Genomic DNA, 18,248 nt, shown 5'->3' with positions numbered 1-18,248 from the left:
GAGCATGACCCCGCCAAGCTGCGGCAGTGCCTTCGCCACGATCTGCGGCTGCAGATAGTTAAGCGTACGCGGCCTAGGCTACAAGTTGATCATGTAACCTAGGTCGCGTAGTCTTATTACCTATTTTCTAGTGACTTAGATGCTATAGATAGTAGCGCGGAACGGATTCCCGCATCACTGTCTACAAGACCTAGGTCATTGCGTTAGCTGTTGATTCTGGGTTGATCTTTTGTGAGCTGAACCAACAGTTGTAAGAGTGCAGCTTCTTCGAAGGGTTTGGTCAGGCACGCACTCATGCCGGCCACCAGGTACTTCGCTAGGTCGGCTTCGAAAGCGTTAGCTGTTAAGGCAATCAGCGGAATGGTGGCGTACTCCGGGGATGGGTGCTGCCGAATGGCGGTGGCAACCTCTACGCCGCTCAGCCCCGGCATCTGAATGTCGAGAATAGCCGCGTCGTAGCGCTTGTTTTGGAGCCGGTTTAAGGCATCAGTGCCCGTGCCAACTGCCTCCACGCATACGCCCCAGTGTTCGAGCATTACGATAGCAATCCACTGGTTTACCATGTTGTCTTCCGCCAGCAGCACGTGCAAATCGCGTAGCGCTTCATAGTTCACCGGTTCATTGGTGGGCAGCTGGTTGGGTGCTGCGGGAAGGGCTTCGGCCCGCGGCAACGTAAGGGTGAAGGAAAAGGTGCTGCCCTGCTCAGGCGCGCTGCACAGCGCCAGGGTACCGTCCATGTGCTGAACCAACTGCTGACTGATGGCGAGACCTAGCCCTGTTCCGCCGAAGCGCCGGCTGATCTCGCTGCTCGCCTGCGTGAAGGCGTCGAAAATCGATTCTTGTTGCTCCTGGGAAATCCCGATGCCTGTGTCTTGTACCCAAAAGCGCAGCGTAAGTGCCTCTGGCGTTTCTTGCTGAACGGCTACCCCTAGGTGCACGGAGCCTTCTTCCGTAAACTTAATAGCATTGCCGACCAGGTTGAGCAGTACCTGCCGTAGGCGGTAAGCATCGCCCAACACTGCGGGCGAACCAGCGGGTAGGTACTCCGTCGTCAGGCGTAGCCCTTTATGCTCGGCTAGGTTGGCTAGGGTTTGCCGCACGCCTTGCAACACCACGTTTGGGTCGAAAGCCGCTTGTTCGAGCTGCAAATGCTGGGTGGTAATTTTAGCCATGTCTAATACGTCGTTGACCAGCGCCAGCAGGTGCTGACCGGCTTGCTCCATAGTAGTCAAATATTCTTGCTGGGTCTGGCTCAAAGGCGTTTTAGCTAAAAGCGCAGCCATCCCTAGCACCCCGTTGAGCGGAGTCCGAATTTCATGGCTCATCCTGGCTAGGAATGATTCTTTTGCCCGGGCGTTTTCCTCGGCTTCTTTCTTGGCTTGTTGCAGCGCCCGCTCGGCTCGCACGCCCGGCGTAATATCGTAGCCCGAAGCTACAACGTAAGGCTCCTGGCCGGCCTCCGCAACCTGGTAGGTATAGTAGTGCAAGTAGCGCTTCTCACCCTTGGTGGTCGTAATCGTCATCACGCTTGGTTGCGGCTGACTAGCACCGGCTAGGTAGGCATCGAAGTCGCCCCGGTGTTCGGGTGGTAAGGCGTCGCGGAGGTTGTGGCCAATCAGGCGGCTGGCAGGAGCCCCCAGCAACCGCTCAATGGCTGGGTTCACCGACAAAATCTTGCCCTGCAAATCATGCGTGCAGATCAGAGCTTGCGAGTAGTAAACGAGGTCGTAGTACTGCTTTTCGCGTCGCTCCGTTTGCTCGCGCAGGCGCTTGATCTCCGTAATATCTGTGTGTAGCGTGAGTACTGCTATCGATCCATCATGCTGCCGCAGGGGTCGCTTATCCATTTGGAAGTACCGAACCTCGCCACCTGGTACCTCAATCGGTAATTCAGCCTGAACAACACATTGCTGCTCTAATACTTGACGATTCCAGGTCACAAATTGTTCGAATGACTTCGTTTGCCTGCGCATTTCTATCGATTCCTTATCCTGCTTCCAGAATTTCTGAAAAGCGGCATTAGAAAAAGAAATATGCTCTGCTGAGGTAAGCACGCACAACATGCTCGGAATGGTGTCTACCAGTTGCTGCATGAAGAGCTGTTGCTCCGCCAGCCGGATTTCTGCCTGATGACGTTCGGTAATATCTATTCCCGAACTCACGACAACGAGTACGTTGCCATCCGGCGCCAAAACCGGCCGGTAGCGGCGCATAAAGTGTCGCAACCCTATCCGGGGCTGCACAAGGGTTTCTTCCCAGGTCACCTCTTTCCGCTCCTGCACCGTTCTGGTAAAATACTCTTGCCGCCGCTCGGCCATCTCCCGTGGCCGGTGCCGGTACGCGCACGATTCAAAGTTGTCTTTGCCAATAAGCCAAGCCCGTATCGCTGGATCGGGCTCTAGCAACGGGTTGACAAATAAATAGCGATGATCAGGATCGAACACGGCGACGCCAGCTGGTACCTGTTCCAGCACCATCTCGTAGAACGTACGCTGGCGCACCAGTTCCTGCTCCGCTTGGCGCCGCGCCGTGATGTCGGTCAGGTAGAGGGTAGCGTAGGTCTCACCGGGCACGGCCATTACCGTAACCAGGTAGTACTGATCGGCAAGGGCTAGCTCCTGCTGATGCGAATTGCCGGTGTGCAGCGCCTGCTGAACTAGCAGCAATAATTCGTGCCGGACATTTCCTGGCTCGGCAGCGCCGAGCGTCTCGGCGAGTGGTGCTGCCGCAGGGTTGGCGTAGAGCACCTCGCCAGCGGGAGTCAGCCGTAGAATTGGGTTCGGATGCTGCTCAAGAATGTAGGCCAGCGTGCGCAGCTGCGCATCTTGCTGGTGGCGCGTCGTCACGTCGTGGTAGCAAATCAGACGTCCGGCCTGGTGCTGCTCCAAAATCAGATAGTCGAGCTCTACGACGCGACCATCGGCAAGCTGAAGCTGACCTAACAGGGCCGTTTGGCCGTCTTGATGTCGAGCGCAGGCCTGGGCAACGAAGGTGGCAGGATCGTGAAAAGCTCCCTCAAGGGAAGCGGGGTGGGAGGGGTAAATTGGGCACGCGTCTGCCCGGGTAGAGTCCGATTTTAAGTCGAATAATTCCCGAAATGGTTCGTTGACAAACTCGATATGCCCCGCCTGATCTACTAAGGCCAAGCCGGTACCTAGGTGTTGCGAGAAGGCAATTAATTGGTGGTGACGGCGCTGCGCTGTGCTCGCAGTCATAGCTAGCTGCTGTTCGAGAGCGACAACACGAGCTTCAGCAGCGGCCAAGGCGGCCTCTGCTTGCACACGGCGGGATTTTTCGGCTGCTAGCTGCGCGATACAAGCATCGTCAGCGGGAAGCATAGACATAGGGAGCGGCTGATAAGCATGTATAGATCAACGAGTTATTCCTTTTTCACCCAAGTCGATACTCGGCGAAAAAACGAGTAAAAAGCACCGGCAAATAGAGCGGTATACTTCCTCAAGCTAATAGGCTGCGCCAGCGCTAAAATCGGATGCTAACATGCGCAGCACTACCTACTTGGGTCAGCTTCAGCTCAGCGTATGAACTGATGCCGCGCTAGGCTAGGAAAAAGTAATAACACGTTTCGAATGACACGAAATCAAATGTAACGCCAGATAGCTTTAGGATTAAAGCATTATCATAATGGGAAGAAACACTGCCAAAAAGAACAGGTGTCCTTTTGCCTCGCAACTACCTATAACGCTTCTGTGCCTATAAGAAAAAGCAGCCTTCTTAGTCGAATTAAGAAGGCTGCTTTTCCTAGGTACTAGAAGCTTATGCGTGTTGTTAACGCGTGCCAAGCCGGTTGCGACGCCACGCAGATGGCGTGCTCACTACTTCACTGCCGGCGGGCACTTGGGGCTTTTTGGTTTCCAGCAGCATCGCCGTGAATACCGCCGCGAGCTTGAGCGTTTCTTCGTTGGGCGTTGGAGCTAGGTCGGCAGGGGTGAAATGGTCGCGGATAAAGTTTGTGTCGAACTGGCCGCTCACAAAAGCCGGGTGTTGGAGCACGAACCGACCAAAAGGCAGCGTCGTCTGGATGCCCGTTATCTGGTACTCGTCGATAGCGCGAAGCATACGGTCAATCGCCTCGGTGCGGTCCTGCCCGAAGGTGACGAGCTTAGCAATCATCGGGTCGTAGTAGATCGGAATGTCCATGCCCTGTTCGAAGCCATCATCCACGCGTACGCCGGGGCCTTGCGGGCGCACGTACGTGGTGAGTGTTCCAATGTCGGGGAGGAAGTTGTTGGCGGGGTCCTCCGCGTACACGCGCAGCTCCAAGGCATGGCCTTGAATTTTCAAATCATCTTGACCAAAGCTTAGAGGCTGCCCCTGAGCTACTTTGATCTGCTCTTTCACTAGGTCGAGGCCCGTTATCTGCTCCGTCACGGGGTGCTCTACCTGGAGGCGGGTATTCATCTCCAGGAAATAGAAGTTGTGGTTTTCATCCAGCAGGAACTCCACCGTGCCGGCGCCCGTGTAGTTGCAGGCGCGGGCCACGTCGACGGCGCACTGACCCATCGCGGCGCGCAGTTCTGGCGTGAGCACTGATGAGGGCGCTTCTTCAATAACCTTTTGGTGACGGCGCTGGATGGAGCACTCGCGCTCAAACAAGTGCAGGATCGTGCCGTGTTCATCGCCGAGCACCTGAATCTCGATGTGGCGCGGCGAGCCGATGTACTTCTCAATAAAGACGGCACCGTCGCCAAAAGCACTAGTAGCCTCCGACACAGCTAGCTGCATCTGTTCCTCAAACTCGGCTTCGGCGTTCACAATGCGCATGCCTTTGCCGCCGCCGCCGGCCGAAGCTTTTATCAGAATCGGAAAGCCTACTTCACGGGCTACTTTCTTGGCTTCCTCCACATCGGAAATGGCCTCTTCGGTGCCCGGTACCATCGGAATACCATACTTCGCCACCGCCTGCTTGGCTGCTAGCTTCGAGCCCATTAGCTCCATGGCCTCCGGTGAAGGACCGACGAAAACGAGGCCTGCTTCCTGCACCTGGCGGGCAAACTGGGCGTTCTCCGACAAAAAGCCGTAGCCGGGGTGAATGGCATCGACGCCGAGCTGACGGCATACCTCAATGATCTTGTCGCCACGCAGGTAGCTTTCGGCGGAGGCGGGCGGGCCCACGCACACGGCCTCGTCGGCGTAGCGTACGTGCAGGGCCTGGCGGTCGGCTTCACTATATATGGCTACCGTTTGCAGGCCCATCTCGCGGGCGGAGCGAAGTACGCGGAGCGCGATTTCACCACGATTGGAAACCAGTAGCTTTTTTATTTTTTTCATGGGTGGAAATTGGCTAGGCAGTAGAAGCGCAAATATGCGTACTTGTGTGGGAGAAAAGCGTACGCAATAAAATAGCTGACAAGTAGGTGCGGCGGGTAAGTCACTAGGCAAACAACTACCTGCACCTAGATGGAGCGCTCGTTTTCATCGACCTAGCCCCTCGGGGGCAACTTGGAAGCCACGCGGCGGGCGGTTACCTTTGCGGCTTTTACATAACTTTGAAAACATTTTCGCATAACCTTATGGTTGGCGGAGTGGTTAGAAGCCTCACTATCTAGCCCGTTTTACATTCACATCTAACTTGTTCCTCCGTGGATCTTTTTGACAAGATTGCCTCCAACCGCGGCCCGCTGGGCAGCCACTCGCACTACGCGCACGGCTATTTCACATTTCCTAAGCTGGAAGGTGAGATTAAGCCCCGCATGATTTTCCGCGGTAAAGAGGTTCTCACCTGGAGCCTGAATAATTACCTAGGTCTGGCTAACCACCCGGAGGTGCGCAAGGCCGACGTGGACGGTGCGGCTCAATATGGCATGGCGCTGCCCATGGGCGCGCGCATCATGAGCGGCAACTCTAACTTGCACGAGCAATTGGAAAGCGAGCTGGCCGATTTCGTGAAGAAGCCAGAGTGCATGCTGCTCAACTTTGGCTACCAAGGAGTAGTATCTATTATTGATGCCATCGTGAACCGCCACGACGTGATTGTGTACGACGCGGAGTCGCACGCTTGCATCATCGACGGGGTGCGCCTGCACGCGGGCAAACGTTTTGTGTACCCGCACAACGATATGGAGAAGCTCGAGACGCAACTCCAGCGCGCTACCCGCATGACCAACGAAACGGGCGGCGGTATCTTGGTTATCACCGAGGGCGTGTTTGGCATGTCGGGCAACATGGGCAATCTCAAGGAGGTTGTGGCCCTGAAGGAGAAATATCAGTTCCGTTTGTTCGTGGATGATGCCCACGGATTCGGCACTATGGGCGCTACGGGCGCCGGAACGGGCGAAGAACAAGGCGTGCAGGACGGCATTGACCTCTATTTTTCGACGTTTGCGAAGTCGATGGCGAGCATCGGTGCCTTCGTGGCTGGCCCCGAAAGCGTAATTGAATATTTGCGTTACAATATGCGGAGCCAGATTTTCGCCAAATCGTTGCCCATGCCATTAGTAGTGGGCGCGCTAAAGCGGTTGGAATTGCTGCGCACCCAGCCAGAGCTAAAGGAAAACCTCTGGACCGTTGTACGGGCTCTACAGAGCGGTTTGCGCGAGAAAGGCTTTAACATTGGCACCACCGAGTCGCCGGTCACGCCTGTGTTCCTGAACGGTGAAATCTCGGATGCAACCCAAATTACCTTCGATTTGCGTGAAAATCACGGTATTTTCTGCTCTATCGTGGTATATCCGGTGGTTCCGAAGGGAGTTATCATGCTGCGTCTGATCCCGACGGCCATGCATACACTAGAAGATGTGCGGGAGACAATCACGGCTTTTGAAGCAATTGCCGCTAAACTTGACAAAGGTTTGTATTCCAAAAACACAGTAAGCGCTTAGCGCTCTGCTGCATCCCAACTAGTGCTTATTCAAACGCCAGCAACCACCCAGGTTGCTGGCGTTTTTTGTATTATTCTAATTAGATTATAAGTGATAGGGGTAGGGTAAGCTGAACACTAGACAGGTAAAATCGGCCTCTACAGCCTAGATAAGGGCTTTTAAAAAAAAGTGTAAGAGTTGCTTGTATTTGAAATCCCAGTATATTAGACCCCGACAAAAGCATTCTTTCACACCCAACAACCCCCCGCAAATGAACAATTTTGGTAAACTCAAGGATCTTGTGATGTCACTGGAAGGCGACTTCGAGAAGTTCTACGACAAGCAGAACTCCGCCGCTGGTACCCGTGTACGCAAGGGCATGCAGGAGTTGAAGAATATGGCCCAGCAGATTCGTGCCGAAGTACAGGACATGAAAAATAGCTCGGGCGGCGAAGCAGCTCCAGCTCCAAAAGCAGCTCCAGCTAAGAAAGCTGCTGCTCCCGCTGCCGCTAAAAAAGCACCTGCTGCAAAGAAGAAGTAGTCGAAACAACGAAGTCAGCGGACTCAAGCCCACTGACTTCGTCGAAGACAACAAAAAAGCCTCACTGATCAGTGAGGCTTTTTTGTTTGTAGGAACGCTATGGTACGTTCGATCAGCTTTGCGGATTACACGACCTTGATCAGGTAGTAGTTCTTTTTGCCGCGCTGGGCTACCAAGTACTTATCCAGTAGCAGTGGCACATCGGTAGCTAGCTGCTCTACTGTTACCTTCTGCCGGTTCAGGCTGACCCCACCGTTCTGGATATTTTTGCGCGCTTCGCCTTTTGATGGGAAGATGACGCTCTGCGTATTGTCGCTGAGCAGATTGATAGCACTCAGGTTGTCAAGCTGGGCGCGGGGCACCTCGATGCGGGGCACGCCAGCAAATACGTCGAGCAGTGTTGCTTCGTCGAGGCTAGCTAGGTCGCCGCCCCCGAAGAGCACCTGCGAAGCTGCCAGCGCGGCCTCGAAGGCTTCGGCCGAGTGGACGCGAGTCGTTACGTCTTTTGCCAGGGCTTTCTGCAAGGTGCGCAGGTGAGGCGCCTGTGCGTGCTCGGTTTCCAAGGCTTCTATCTCTTCCTGACTGAGCAGCGTAAACACCCGAATAAGGCGAGGCACGTCGGCATCGGAGCTGTTTAGGAAGAACTGGTAGAACTGGTATGGCGAGGTCATGGTGGGGTCGAGCCACACGGTGCCGGTTTCGCTCTTGCCGTACTTGGTACCATCGGCCTTCGTGATGAGCTGGCCGGTGAGAGCGTAGGCTTTGCCTTCGCCGTTGGTGAGGCGGCGGATCAGCTCGGTGCCGGTGGTGATGTTGCCCCACTGGTCGGAAGCACCCATTTGTAGGGTGCACCCTAGGTTCTGGTAGAGATGGAAGAAGTCGTAGCCTTGCAGCAGCTGGTAGGTGAACTCGGTGTAGCTCAGGCCGTCGGAACCGGTGTCTTCGTTGCCGCTGATGCGGCGCTTCACCGAGTCCTTTGCCATCATGTAGTTCACGGTGAGGTGCTTGCCTACGTCGCGCAGAAATTGCAGGAAGCCAAAGTCCTTGAACCAGTCGTAGTTGTTCACGATGAGTGCCCCGGTGGGTGAGTCGTTGAACTCAATGAAGCGCTCTAGCTGCCGGCGAATACCGTCTTGGTTGGCGCGCAGCGTTGCCTCGTCGAGCAGGTTGCGTTCAGCCGATTTGCCGGAGGGGTCACCAATCATGCCCGTAGCGCCGCCTACCAGGGCCATCGGGCGGTGTCCGGCGCGCTGCAGGTGCACCAGCAGCATAATGGTGGCTAGGTTGCCAATGTGCAGGGAAGGCGCCGTGGGGTCGAAACCGATGTAGCCCGTAATAGGCTTGTTGGCTTCTAGGTGCTCGGCTGTGCCGGGCATCATATCATGAAACATTCCGCGCCAGCGGAGTTCGTCGAGTAAATTCAAGAGAGTAGAAGAGTGACTGAGTGACTGAATGACTGAGTAGGGAAGCGAAACATTTCCCGAAGCCTTTTCTGCTAACAAAGGTATAAGGCGCAGCGGTATCTTTGCATGATCGGAGTGTGAGCTGTCCACCTAGCTGCCCACTCAGTCACTTAGCCCCGCAGTCACTCCCTTGAATCTCTCCGCCGACGACATTATGCAGCAGCTGCGCCAGCGGCAGTTTGCGCCCATTTACTTCCTGCAAGGGGAGGAGCCCTACTACATTGATTTGATTACCAATACCCTTGAACAAAGCGTGCTGCCCGAGCACGAGCGGGGCTTCAACCAAGTGGTGCTGTATGGTAAGGATACCGACGTGGCAACCATCCTCGGGCAGGCGCGCCGCTTCCCGATGATGTCGGAGCGCTCCGTCGTGATTGTGAAAGAAGCGCAGGGCGTGGCTGACTTGGAGAGCGAGAAGGCATGGCCTTTTTTGGAGGCTTACTTGAAGAACCCGCTGGCGAGCACTGTGCTCGTATTCGGCTACAAAAACAAAACGCTCGATTCGCGCAAAAAGCTAGGTAAGCTGCTGGCCGAGAAGGCCGTGGTGCTCACTAGCAAGAAGATCTACGACAACCAGGTGCCCGCCTGGCTTACCAGCTACGTGCGCAGCCGGCAGCAGCAGATTACGGGGCAGGCCGTAGCGATGCTAGCAGAGTACATCGGCCCCGACCTAGGTCGGCTTACGAATGAAGTGGATAAGCTGCTGCTCAACCTCAAGCCCGGTCAGCCTATCGACGAGGACCTGGTGCAGCGTTTAGTAGGCATTAGTAAGGAATACAACATCTTCGAGCTACAGCGTGCCCTAGTGCAGCGCGACGTGCTGAAGGCCAACCGCATCCTGCTCTACTTTGAAGCTAACCCCAAGGCCAACCCGCTCATTCCGAACCTGACGTTGCTTTTTGGCTTTTTTACGAAGCTGCTGGTGCTGCATCAGCACGCCAACCCCTCCGATGCCGACTACAAGAAGCTAGGTATCATGAACAGCTTCGCCCAAAAGGATTACCAGTTGGCCCAGCGCAATTACAGCGCCGAGCGCACCCGTGACATTATCCACCTCATTCGCCGCGCCGACTTGCAGAGCAAAGGCATCGAGAGCGGCTCCATGACGGAAGGCGAGATTCTGCGCGAGCTGGTGTTTCTGATTCTGCATCCGGTACCGCTAAGCGCGGTGGCATGACGTCTAAATCAGTAGCTAATTAAGATTAAATAAGTGGTTGAACTAACTCGATTCCAGCCTTTAATAGTACCGGCTGCTTACTATGAAACAGGTAATTGGGATCTACCGCATGTGTTGTTTCCTAACAGAGAGTTTATTTTAACCTGGGTAGAAGATGATGGCAAGGCTATCATGTATTTAGACCGTGATACATTCGACAATTTGAACACGTCGAAGGTAGGCTGGCAGCAGCAAGCGCTTGATAACATAAGACAGAGTAACTATTTTCATCGGCACTACAAAGGCGCGACGAAGACACAGCCTGATTGGATTGCATTTCTTAACGATGAGGATGTTATCAGTTCCAGCAAAGTTCTCCTACATTTTGAGCTGAGTCGGATATTTCCTGAAGGCTATTACGTTGCAATACCAGATAGAGCGTGCGGTATTATCGTATCGAGTCAGTGTTCAGGAGAAATATTAGTAGAAGTGCAGCAAATGATTGAGCGCTTGTATAATGACGCTACCACACCCATGTCACCAAATCTATATCCCGCCGCCGACTTTCAGCTACCAACTGGCTGGTCTGAGCCTTTAAAAGGTGATTCCACTTCTGCAGCAATCTTAAGTTTATTTGGTAGCTAGCCTTTGAGACATCTATATAGATGCTAGTTTCGCCTACCGTGTGTCTCGGGAGATACAGCCCGTTAAAGAGGTTCTTGCTCTTTTCGCTGCATGGGTGCTAGAATCTTGTAATCGACGTAGAAGGTGCCGAACGGAACGACGCAAGCCAGCAGCACTTTCCAGGTAGTTGTGGCAAAGCGCCAGTGATACTCGACGCCCACGCGCAGCGTGTTCAGCACAAAGAGCAGAAACAACAAGCCGTGCACGGGTCCCAGCATCCGAACGAATGCCGGGTTGCCGTAGAAATATTTCAGAGGAACGGCCACGCCAATCAGCAGTAGCAGGGACATGCCCTCAAAAAGACCTAGCAAGCGGAGGCGACTAATAGGAGAACCAAACATAAAAGGGAGTTAGAAGCGGAAGAACGGTCGACTAGCAAAAGGGGAAAACGGCCACGGAATAGCTAACAGAATAAGCAGTAGCGCGGCAGTGAACCATAGGGCCATCGTGCGAAACTTTTCTGTGCTGGTAGGCCGCCGCTTGGTCAGGGCGGAGCCAATGGTAAGCACCATGATGGCCCCGGTCATGGCGGCTACGTGTTGGACGGCAAAGAAGAGGGCCGTAGGTGCGTGCTCTGTGTCGCGCAGGTGAAACATCTGCACCAGCGGGCTCGCGAAATAAAGCCCGTAGCCTAGCATTAGCTGCACATGGGCTAGGGTGGCTGTGGTGTGGCGGACCGTATCATCGATACCGAGGAATGCTTTCTTCCCGAGCCACCCGCGGTACGCCCGACCTAGGCCTATGAGCAGCCCCGTCAGCACCACCCACCGGAACAGCGAGTGAAGCGTTAATAGCACAGCGTACATTGGAGCTAGGCTAGTTGGTGGGTGAAGTGCCGTCCTGGATTGTGCTCGGACGGCGCTTGGGAGAAAAACCAAGTGGTGCGCCGTGCGGAAGTGGTGGGCGCAAAGGGCGCAATGGGGTTGTCGTACGCTGCTGATACAGCAGCGGCAGCACCAAGCAAGGGCAAGGCAGGAGGATGATAGGTGAGCATAGCGTTGGAGTAATTTCCGCAGACAAAGGTCCAGCCCTGATAAACCCAACGTTAGCACGCATCAAGCGAGAATTGGGACAATTCTATCCTTTTGCGAAATGCAAATAGAGTTATGCCAACCTGCTTCTTGAACAAGCAGCTGCAGGACGACGCCCCAGCTATGCCAACGGTACGCCTGCCAGCTAAAAGGCGAACAATGGCTTGCGCCAGCCCGCGCTAGCGTTACCACATCAATATGCGATTGACGTGGGCTCGGGATAGTGGTAACTTCTCATCGTCAAATCATTAGCACGTTGATAGTTTAACAGCTACCCGGATGAAAGAGAAGAACGACCAAGAAAAGCAGTTACGTGAGGCCCTCCTGAAAATCGGGGAAGTACTAAGCAGCATTACCGGCAAGGATGGCGCGCCGGTAGCAAGCCCGAAGGGGGAGCGCAGCGCAGATGGCGTTCTGCCGCCGGAGCAGCTAGGGTGTAGTATCAAATCGGTGCCACCGCGGCTGGCAAAGCTAGCCGCCGATACGGCCCTGCGCGTAAATCCCGTCAATGGACCCGTGCTCGGGCGACTGGCGGACTTGAAAGCGCCGACCGACTTTCAACCGCAGTTCCTGACGGTGTTGGTAAGTAAGTATTGGGGTCCCTCCCCACGCCGGCTTACCGTTAGCTTCATGGAGCCTACGCCCGCCGACCTTCGGGCGCGTATTGTGAGCCACATGAACGCCTGGACCAGAACAACGTGCATCTCTTTTGCGGAGACGACTGGGGTCGGCATCGTGCGGATTTCGCGCGGGGCAGGAGGCTACTGGTCGTACCTAGGCACCGACATTACCCTAATTCCGAAAAATCGGCCCACCATGAACCTGCAGGGCTTTAGCATGAATACGTCGGAGGCAGAGTTTAGGCGGGTAGTGCGCCACGAGACGGGGCATACCCTTGGGTTCCCGCACGAGCACATGCGCCAGGAGCTGGTCAGCCGCATCGACCCGCTGAAAGCCTACGCCTACTTTCTGAAAACGCAGGGCTGGGACAAAGCTACCGTGGATGCTCAGGTGCTGACGTCGCTCAGCATCCAGTCCATTATGGGTACGCCTGCCGACCAAACGTCTATTATGTGTTATCAGCTGCCGGCTTCTATTACCAAGGATGGGCAGCCGATTGTGGGAGGGGTTGATATTAATAGCACTGATTACACCTTCGCCGGTAAGATCTATCCCAAGCCTTTGTTCGGCCTGACGTCAGAGCTAGCACCTGCCGACCAGCTCCTCGCGTCCGTAGATGCAACAGATTGGGACGAAACAGAAGATGTGCCAGTCACCGAACGCGACGCTACCCTTGAAGCCACCCTCATCCTGCCCCATGCCTCGAATCATCGACACCCAGAGCTTACCGGAGCTGCCCTCGCAAATCACGCTTAACCCTGGCGATGTACTCGTGCTGCAAGCGAGTGGGGGCCATGTGCAAACGGGAGATGACGTAATGGAAATGCTCGGCGCTTACCTGCCTGGTGTACTGCACGCGGAAGGCACGGTCTTAACGCCCATGGGGGCCCCAAGTACGGTGTTGTTTCGGGCCATTCAGCCAGGGCAAGCCACGATTGACGTGGTCACGGGTGACCCTTGGTTCGACTCCACAACCAAAATCCTCACGATAACTGTGGAGGCTTGAGCGACAGCTAGCTTCTGACTAGCCGATTAATTATACCACCAAGCAGGATGCTTCCTGTACCCATAGCTGGATTTACCTACCTAATTAAGTGAAGAGTACCGGGTTCGAATTACCGCAGCGGACCCACTGTGAAGATCTTTTTTAATCTCCTCATTACAAAATGTTTATGGAAACGTTAGAAGCAAAAGCAGCCGCTCCCGAAGTCATGAAAGCAGGGAGCAACTTGCCCGTAAAAATAGAAACAGCCAAACTCGGCGAAGCGGGTACAGCCAAAAAAGGGGCAGCGCCCGAACTGAGCGCCGCCTCATTCTCAACTTATTACACTTGGCGTGGGTTTGGGACGGTTATTCTCAATTGTGGCCACCCGAGTATCCGTTCTAGCTCAAGGGTGGTTGCGTCCATCAGTGAGTACAACACCGATCCGAACCAAAATCGGTTTATTGGTAATGCGTACATGTTGGTTTATAACGTCGCTCCTTATAACGGCGGGGTGATGATCCGGCTAAATGTCGGATTCAGTAGCGCCCTCAATGTGCGAGTCGACGTGGTAGTAGATCCGTGAGAACAGGCACGTAGATAAACCAGCTTCAAAAAAGGCTTACAAGCGGTTGTAAGCCTTTTTTGTGTAGTATCTAAAAGGACAGCTGACGCGGGAAAACTCCTAGCAGGGAGTACGACATTTATGCCAAACGCCTTGAGCGCCGAGAGTATAGATTAGCACTATATGAAGAATATTGTAAAATACGTATGATAATACAGTGATAAATCTTGTATATATAGTTAAATAACTACATTTACATCATCAATTCATCCTACTACTTTTTAGGTAGCATCCACTGTACTCGCATAGTGATGCTACCACACGGAAAACCTCTTCAGTAGCTTGCTTTGGTGCTTTTTCTAGTTGTTTATTCCTACGTTATATGAGTGCCAACACTACTACCGCTTGCTATTTGATCCGTGTAGGTGCTCCTTTTGCACGTATTGTGAGCACGATCGGTATTGTGAGTGGGCTAGCTAATGCAGTGCAAGCACAGGCGCCGGTGGTTACCGGTCTAGTACCCGGGCGCAACGCAGTAGGTGCGCCGTGCTCTACGCCGGTGGTAGTGCGCTTTCAGCAGGCTTTGAGCCGCGGCATGGCGACGCAACAAGCGTTGCGCGTATTTGGTGGAGTAGCAGGTGGCAAGAAAGCAGGAGCAACTACGGTGAGCGGCAACACACTTAGCTTCGAGCCTAGCACCCGTTTCAGCCCCGGCGAAACAGTAGTTGCTACGCTCACGACGGCGGCTCAAAGCAGCACCGGCGAAACACTAGCTCAACCCCAGGTATTTCAGTTTACGACGGCTGCCGGCAACGGGCCAGGCACTTTCAGCGGTAACCAGGAAGTTGCCCTGACCAGCTCGCCGCGTACTGTGACAATGGGCGACGTTGATGGCGACGGCGACCTTGATTTGCTTACCGCCAACCCGAACGCTAACACCATAAGCCTGCGCCTGAACGACGGGCGGGGTACATTCGGCAGCGGCCAGGAGGTATCCGTTGGCAATCAGCCAGACCAGGTAGTGCTAGCCGACCTCGACGGCGATGGGGACCTCGACCTGCTCTCGGCTAACTACGGGGTGCGGCTGCCATTGCCCGGTAGCGTGAGTGTGCGCCTCAACGATGGCCGAGGTCACTTTAGCGGGAACTCAGAGATACTGGTTAGCGCTAACCTCACGCGCTTGACGACTGGTGACATCGACGGTGATGGCGACCTCGACCTGGTAGCGGCTAGCAACAGCAGCAGCAACGGCACCGTAACTGTGCACTTGAACGATGGGCAGGGCAGCTTTAGCGCCGGCAACGTAGTAGGTGGCCCAGCTAACGATGTGGTGCTGGGCGACGTGGATGCCGACGGTGACCTCGACCTGTTAGTGTCGCGCGCTGATGTGGTAACGATTCGCCTGAACAATGGCAAGGGCAGCTTCCCAACCGTGCAAACCGTAGGCGTTGGCGGCGTGGCAACGAGCCTGGTGCTAGGCGACCTAGATAACGACGGGGACCTCGACTTGCTCACCAGCAACAACATAAGTGACTTTGGTGGCACGGTGAGCGTACGCCTCAATAATGGCCTTGGTATTTTTAGTGGCACACAGGAGGTGCTAGTTGGTGCTGGGCCGAGTGCCAAACTCGGCGACATTGATGGGGACGGCGACTTAGATCTGGTAACGGCCAACTATGGCGCGGGCATAGGCAACAGCGTGAGCGTACGGCTCAACAATGGCTTAGGTATCTTCAGTGGCACGCAGGAAGTGTCCGTCGGAGTAGGAGTGGTCTGTGCGGCGCTGGGCGACGTCGATGGTGACGGCGACCTAGACCTCGCTACGGCCAATAGCGGCAGTAACTCTATTAGTGTGCGCCTCAACCAACACTTGCCCGCTCCTACGCTTGCCAGTGTGGCGCCCAAAGCAGCCCCGGTAGGAGCCAGCGTAAGTCTCACGGGTACTTATTTCACGCCTACTAGCACAGTGACCTTCAACGGCATAGCTGCTAGCAAGGTGGTCGTAAGTTCTGCCACTCAGCTGACGGCTGTTGTGCCAGCGGGTGCTAACACTGGCCTTGTGCGGGTGACTAATGCGTCGGGAGTTAGCAACGAACTGCCCTTGGTGGTGAGTTTAACCGTGCGCCCGACGGCACCGGTGCGCAATGCGCTGGCCGCGGCCCTCACGACGCCCGTGGCGCTTGCCTTCAACCAACCGCTGAGCAATCAGCCTGCTACGCAAACGGCGCTCAAGGTGTTTAGTCAGCAGGCGGGCGGGCTAAAAGCAGGTAGAGTCCAGGTGAAAGGCGGCGCTCTGACGTTTGCACCTACAACGGCATTCAGAGCCGGCGAAACGGTTTTTGCTACGCTCACCGCTGCGGCCCAAAGCACCACGAATACGCCGGCTACGCCCCAGGTTTTTCAGTTCACTACGGCAACCGTACCTAGCTCGGGCGTGTTCAGCGGCACTGCCGAAGTACCTTTCGCTAACAATGTTACGGCCCAGGCCGTAGGCGATGTAGACGGTGATGGCGACCTAGATCTGCTCGTGGCCCAAGGCGCCGACAACACTGTAAGTGTGCGTTTGAACGATGGTACGGGGCACTTCGGTGGCTCGCAGCAGGTTACCGTTGGTGATTACCCCAACAGCATTGTGGTGGGCGACGTGGATAGTGACGGCGACCTTGACCTGCTCACGACCAACTACGCCAGTGGTACGGTGAGTGTAAGCCTTAATAATGGAGCTGGCGTTTTCAGTAGTACCGGGCAGGTGGTGTACGTGAAAGACAACCTAACGGCAATTACGCTCGGGGACGTGGATGGGGATGCAGACTTAGATCTGCTGGTCGCCAACGGCGCTAGCGCCAACGTGACGAGCACCGTAAGTGTGCTGCTCAACGACGGCCGTGGCTTCTTCGGCGGAAAGCAAGATGTGATGGTGGGAAATTATCCTGCTAGCCTAGCTGTAGGCGATGTAGATGGCGACGGAGACTTGGACCTGCTCGTCGGTAACCAAGTGAGCAACTCCGTGAGTGTTCGCCTGAACGATGGCCTAGGTGTTTTCAGCGGCACGCAGGAGCTAGCCGAGAACGTACCTTACCAGATTCAGCTAAGCGACGTAGATGGCGATGGTGATCTGGATCTGCTTACCGCCAATATTCAGGAAGGACGCGTGAACGTGCGCCGTAACAATGGATTAGGCGACTTCGATGAGGGGCAGAGCGTAACCGTTGGGGCTTACCCGAATAGCCTAGCCCTGGGCGATATCGATGGGGACGGGGATCTGGATCTGCTCGTGACTAGCAACAGCACAAGCACCGTGAGCGTGCGCCTGAATGATAGCCACGGCATATTTAGCGGTACGCAGGAAGTAGCCGTGAGCCATACGGCCCAGAGCATAACCCTAGCCGACCTCGATGGCAACGGTACGTTGGACGTAATAGCCGCGAGCTATGAGGGGAAAGCGGTGAGTGTGCGCCTGAATCAGCGGAAGGAGCAAATACTGGGTACGGCAAACGCGAGTACGCTTGCCACGCAAGTGAGCCTATACCCCAATCCCGCTCATGCGAGCGTGCACCTGCTCGTACCGGCTAACTTAGCTCAGCAAGGGGTTCACGTACGGGTGCTCAATACTCTAGGGCAGTTGATGATCGAGCAGTATTGGACACCTCAACAGGCCATCAACAGCCCAGAGCTAGCACTTACGGCCCTTGCACAAGGTACATATAGCCTTTGCTTAAGCACCACGCAAGGACTGCTTACTAAGCGCCTGATTGTAGAATAAACAGGTGGTTGTGCTTATTCTGTGCGTTAGCTGCTGATTATCTGTCTAATAACTTAGAAGAGCATTAAATTATTGCCGGATCGGTAATAAGATGATGGGCACGTGCATAGCTTTGGAGTAGCAGCAAAACCTAGGTTTGTGTTGTTGCTCCAAAGCTATGCACGTGCCCGCTTTTTTTGAACTAAGCAGAGTATGTGGCGACCAAACTAAGGACATTAATTGTATTCCGCCGGGTTAGCTAGGTTCCAAGTTCTAGCCCAGCTAGGTTCGTTTCCAGTAGATGCGCGCAATTGCAAAGGTTTGCGGTACTAAAGCTGACCAATAATCGAAAAGATAAGGTTTCAAAGGCACTTGTCCTTTGCTGGGTTTAGGAAAACCTGCTGTTTACGCGGCACTGTGTAGCTAGGTTTTGTCTATTTCCGTGCTAGTAAAAGGCGTCAAAAAAGCCTAGTCTGTTAAAGTGCAAAAAGGCATTGCACTGAAGGGAGGGCGGATTATTTTTATTCCAAAAGAAATGGCAAAACAGAGTCAATTTCGGCATGACTTATGCACTGTATATGCCCTTTTTTTGATTGCACTTAATTGTCATTTAACTAGTTTTTACTTGAATATAAGCCATAATAA

The 18,248-nt window shown here is 54.6% G+C and carries 13 protein-coding genes and 1 pseudogene; 8 read left to right on the top strand and 6 right to left on the bottom strand.

Going from position 1 to position 18,248, the window contains the following annotated elements; genetic code table 11:
• Window positions 1-203 precede the first annotated feature (203 nt).
• Together SD425_RS14080 and accC are read right to left on the bottom strand one after the other, a co-directional pair.
• Complete coding sequence (locus SD425_RS14080; RefSeq protein ID WP_324670574.1) at window positions 204-3,344, bottom strand: PAS domain S-box protein; 3,141 nt, start codon at window positions 3,342-3,344, stop codon at window positions 204-206.
• A gap of 442 nt (window positions 3,345-3,786) precedes the next feature.
• Entirely contained in the window at window positions 3,787-5,289 is a 1,503-nt protein-coding gene (gene accC, locus SD425_RS14075; protein ID WP_324670573.1) for an acetyl-CoA carboxylase biotin carboxylase subunit, read from the bottom strand.
• 311 nt (window positions 5,290-5,600) lie between these two features.
• Here accC and SD425_RS14070 point away from each other — a divergent pair, with 311 nt between their 5' ends.
• Both SD425_RS14070 and SD425_RS14065 read left to right on the top strand, forming a co-directional pair.
• The gene (locus SD425_RS14070) at window positions 5,601-6,839 is read left to right on the top strand and encodes a pyridoxal phosphate-dependent aminotransferase family protein (RefSeq protein WP_324670572.1); all 1,239 of its coding nucleotides are present in this window, start codon (window positions 5,601-5,603) and stop codon (window positions 6,837-6,839) included.
• Between the two features lie 250 nt (window positions 6,840-7,089).
• A pseudogene (locus tag SD425_RS14065) lies at window positions 7,090-7,263 on the top strand (histone H1); the annotation flags it as partial.
• Between the two features lie 221 nt (window positions 7,264-7,484).
• On the opposite strand, the gene tyrS reads toward SD425_RS14065, so the two are convergent.
• Entirely contained in the window at window positions 7,485-8,783 is a 1,299-nt protein-coding gene (gene tyrS / locus SD425_RS14060; RefSeq protein WP_324670571.1) for a tyrosine--tRNA ligase, read from the bottom strand.
• A 169-nt stretch (window positions 8,784-8,952) separates the two neighbouring features.
• On the opposite strand from tyrS, the gene holA reads away from it, so the two are divergent.
• Both holA and SD425_RS14050 read left to right on the top strand, forming a co-directional pair.
• Complete coding sequence (holA, locus tag SD425_RS14055; protein ID WP_324670570.1) at window positions 8,953-9,999, top strand: DNA polymerase III subunit delta; 1,047 nt, start codon at window positions 8,953-8,955, stop codon at window positions 9,997-9,999.
• 33 nt (window positions 10,000-10,032) lie between these two features.
• Window positions 10,033-10,623, top strand: coding sequence for a hypothetical protein (locus SD425_RS14050; RefSeq protein WP_324670569.1), 591 nt, complete (start codon window positions 10,033-10,035; stop codon window positions 10,621-10,623).
• A 62-nt stretch (window positions 10,624-10,685) separates the two neighbouring features.
• On the opposite strand, the gene SD425_RS14045 is transcribed toward SD425_RS14050, so the two are convergent.
• Genes SD425_RS14045 through SD425_RS14035 form a run of 3 tightly spaced genes read right to left on the bottom strand, consistent with a single transcriptional unit; the run spans window position 10,686 to window position 11,656 of the window.
• On the bottom strand, window positions 10,686-11,003 hold the full coding sequence (locus SD425_RS14045; protein WP_324670568.1) for a DUF3817 domain-containing protein: 318 nt from the start codon (window positions 11,001-11,003) through the stop codon (window positions 10,686-10,688).
• Window positions 11,004-11,012: 9 nt separating this feature from the next.
• Window positions 11,013-11,468, bottom strand: coding sequence for a hypothetical protein (locus SD425_RS14040; RefSeq protein ID WP_324670567.1), 456 nt, complete (start codon window positions 11,466-11,468; stop codon window positions 11,013-11,015).
• Between the two features lie 5 nt (window positions 11,469-11,473).
• The gene (locus SD425_RS14035) at window positions 11,474-11,656 is read right to left on the bottom strand and encodes a hypothetical protein (protein WP_324670566.1); all 183 of its coding nucleotides are present in this window, start codon (window positions 11,654-11,656) and stop codon (window positions 11,474-11,476) included.
• A gap of 316 nt (window positions 11,657-11,972) precedes the next feature.
• Here SD425_RS14035 and SD425_RS14030 point away from each other — a divergent pair, with 316 nt between their 5' ends.
• The 4 genes from SD425_RS14030 to SD425_RS14015 all read left to right on the top strand — a co-directional run bounded on the left by SD425_RS14030 (window position 11,973) and on the right by SD425_RS14015 (window position 17,624).
• Complete coding sequence (locus tag SD425_RS14030; protein WP_324670565.1) at window positions 11,973-13,070, top strand: M12 family metallopeptidase; 1,098 nt, start codon at window positions 11,973-11,975, stop codon at window positions 13,068-13,070.
• Window positions 13,012-13,320, top strand: coding sequence for a hypothetical protein (locus SD425_RS14025; protein ID WP_324670564.1), 309 nt, complete (start codon window positions 13,012-13,014; stop codon window positions 13,318-13,320). Before SD425_RS14030 ends, SD425_RS14025 begins: the two co-directional genes overlap by 59 nt.
• 166 nt (window positions 13,321-13,486) lie before the next feature.
• On the top strand, window positions 13,487-13,882 hold the full coding sequence (locus tag SD425_RS14020; protein WP_324670563.1) for a hypothetical protein: 396 nt from the start codon (window positions 13,487-13,489) through the stop codon (window positions 13,880-13,882).
• Between the two features lie 361 nt (window positions 13,883-14,243).
• Complete coding sequence (locus tag SD425_RS14015; RefSeq protein WP_324670562.1) at window positions 14,244-17,624, top strand: FG-GAP-like repeat-containing protein; 3,381 nt, start codon at window positions 14,244-14,246, stop codon at window positions 17,622-17,624.
• The last annotated feature ends 624 nt before the right edge of the window (window positions 17,625-18,248 follow it).

It is taken from the genome of Hymenobacter sp. GOD-10R, from assembly GCF_035609205.1.
Classification (GTDB): Bacteria; Bacteroidota; Bacteroidia; order Cytophagales; family Hymenobacteraceae; genus Hymenobacter.
The sequence above is the reverse complement of the archived record's forward strand: the minus strand, read 5'-3'. Positions and strand labels throughout refer to the sequence as shown.

What these genes read in the sequence shown, in the direction of transcription:
- accC (WP_324670573.1), bottom strand. Translation starts at nt 5,289, where the DNA reads ATGAAAAAAATAAAAAAGCTACTGGTTTCCAATCGTGGTGAAATCGCG.
- SD425_RS14030 (WP_324670565.1), top strand. Translation starts at nt 11,973, where the DNA reads ATGAAAGAGAAGAACGACCAAGAAAAGCAGTTACGTGAGGCCCTCCTG.
- SD425_RS14015 (WP_324670562.1), top strand. Translation starts at nt 14,244, where the DNA reads ATGAGTGCCAACACTACTACCGCTTGCTATTTGATCCGTGTAGGTGCT.
- SD425_RS14080 (WP_324670574.1), bottom strand. Translation starts at nt 3,344, where the DNA reads ATGTCTATGCTTCCCGCTGACGATGCTTGTATCGCGCAGCTAGCAGCC.
- SD425_RS14020 (WP_324670563.1), top strand. Translation starts at nt 13,487, where the DNA reads ATGGAAACGTTAGAAGCAAAAGCAGCCGCTCCCGAAGTCATGAAAGCA.
- SD425_RS14045 (WP_324670568.1), bottom strand. Translation starts at nt 11,003, where the DNA reads ATGTTTGGTTCTCCTATTAGTCGCCTCCGCTTGCTAGGTCTTTTTGAG.
- SD425_RS14035 (WP_324670566.1), bottom strand. Translation starts at nt 11,656, where the DNA reads ATGCTCACCTATCATCCTCCTGCCTTGCCCTTGCTTGGTGCTGCCGCT.
- SD425_RS14025 (WP_324670564.1), top strand. Translation starts at nt 13,012, where the DNA reads ATGCCTCGAATCATCGACACCCAGAGCTTACCGGAGCTGCCCTCGCAA.
- SD425_RS14040 (WP_324670567.1), bottom strand. Translation starts at nt 11,468, where the DNA reads ATGTACGCTGTGCTATTAACGCTTCACTCGCTGTTCCGGTGGGTGGTG.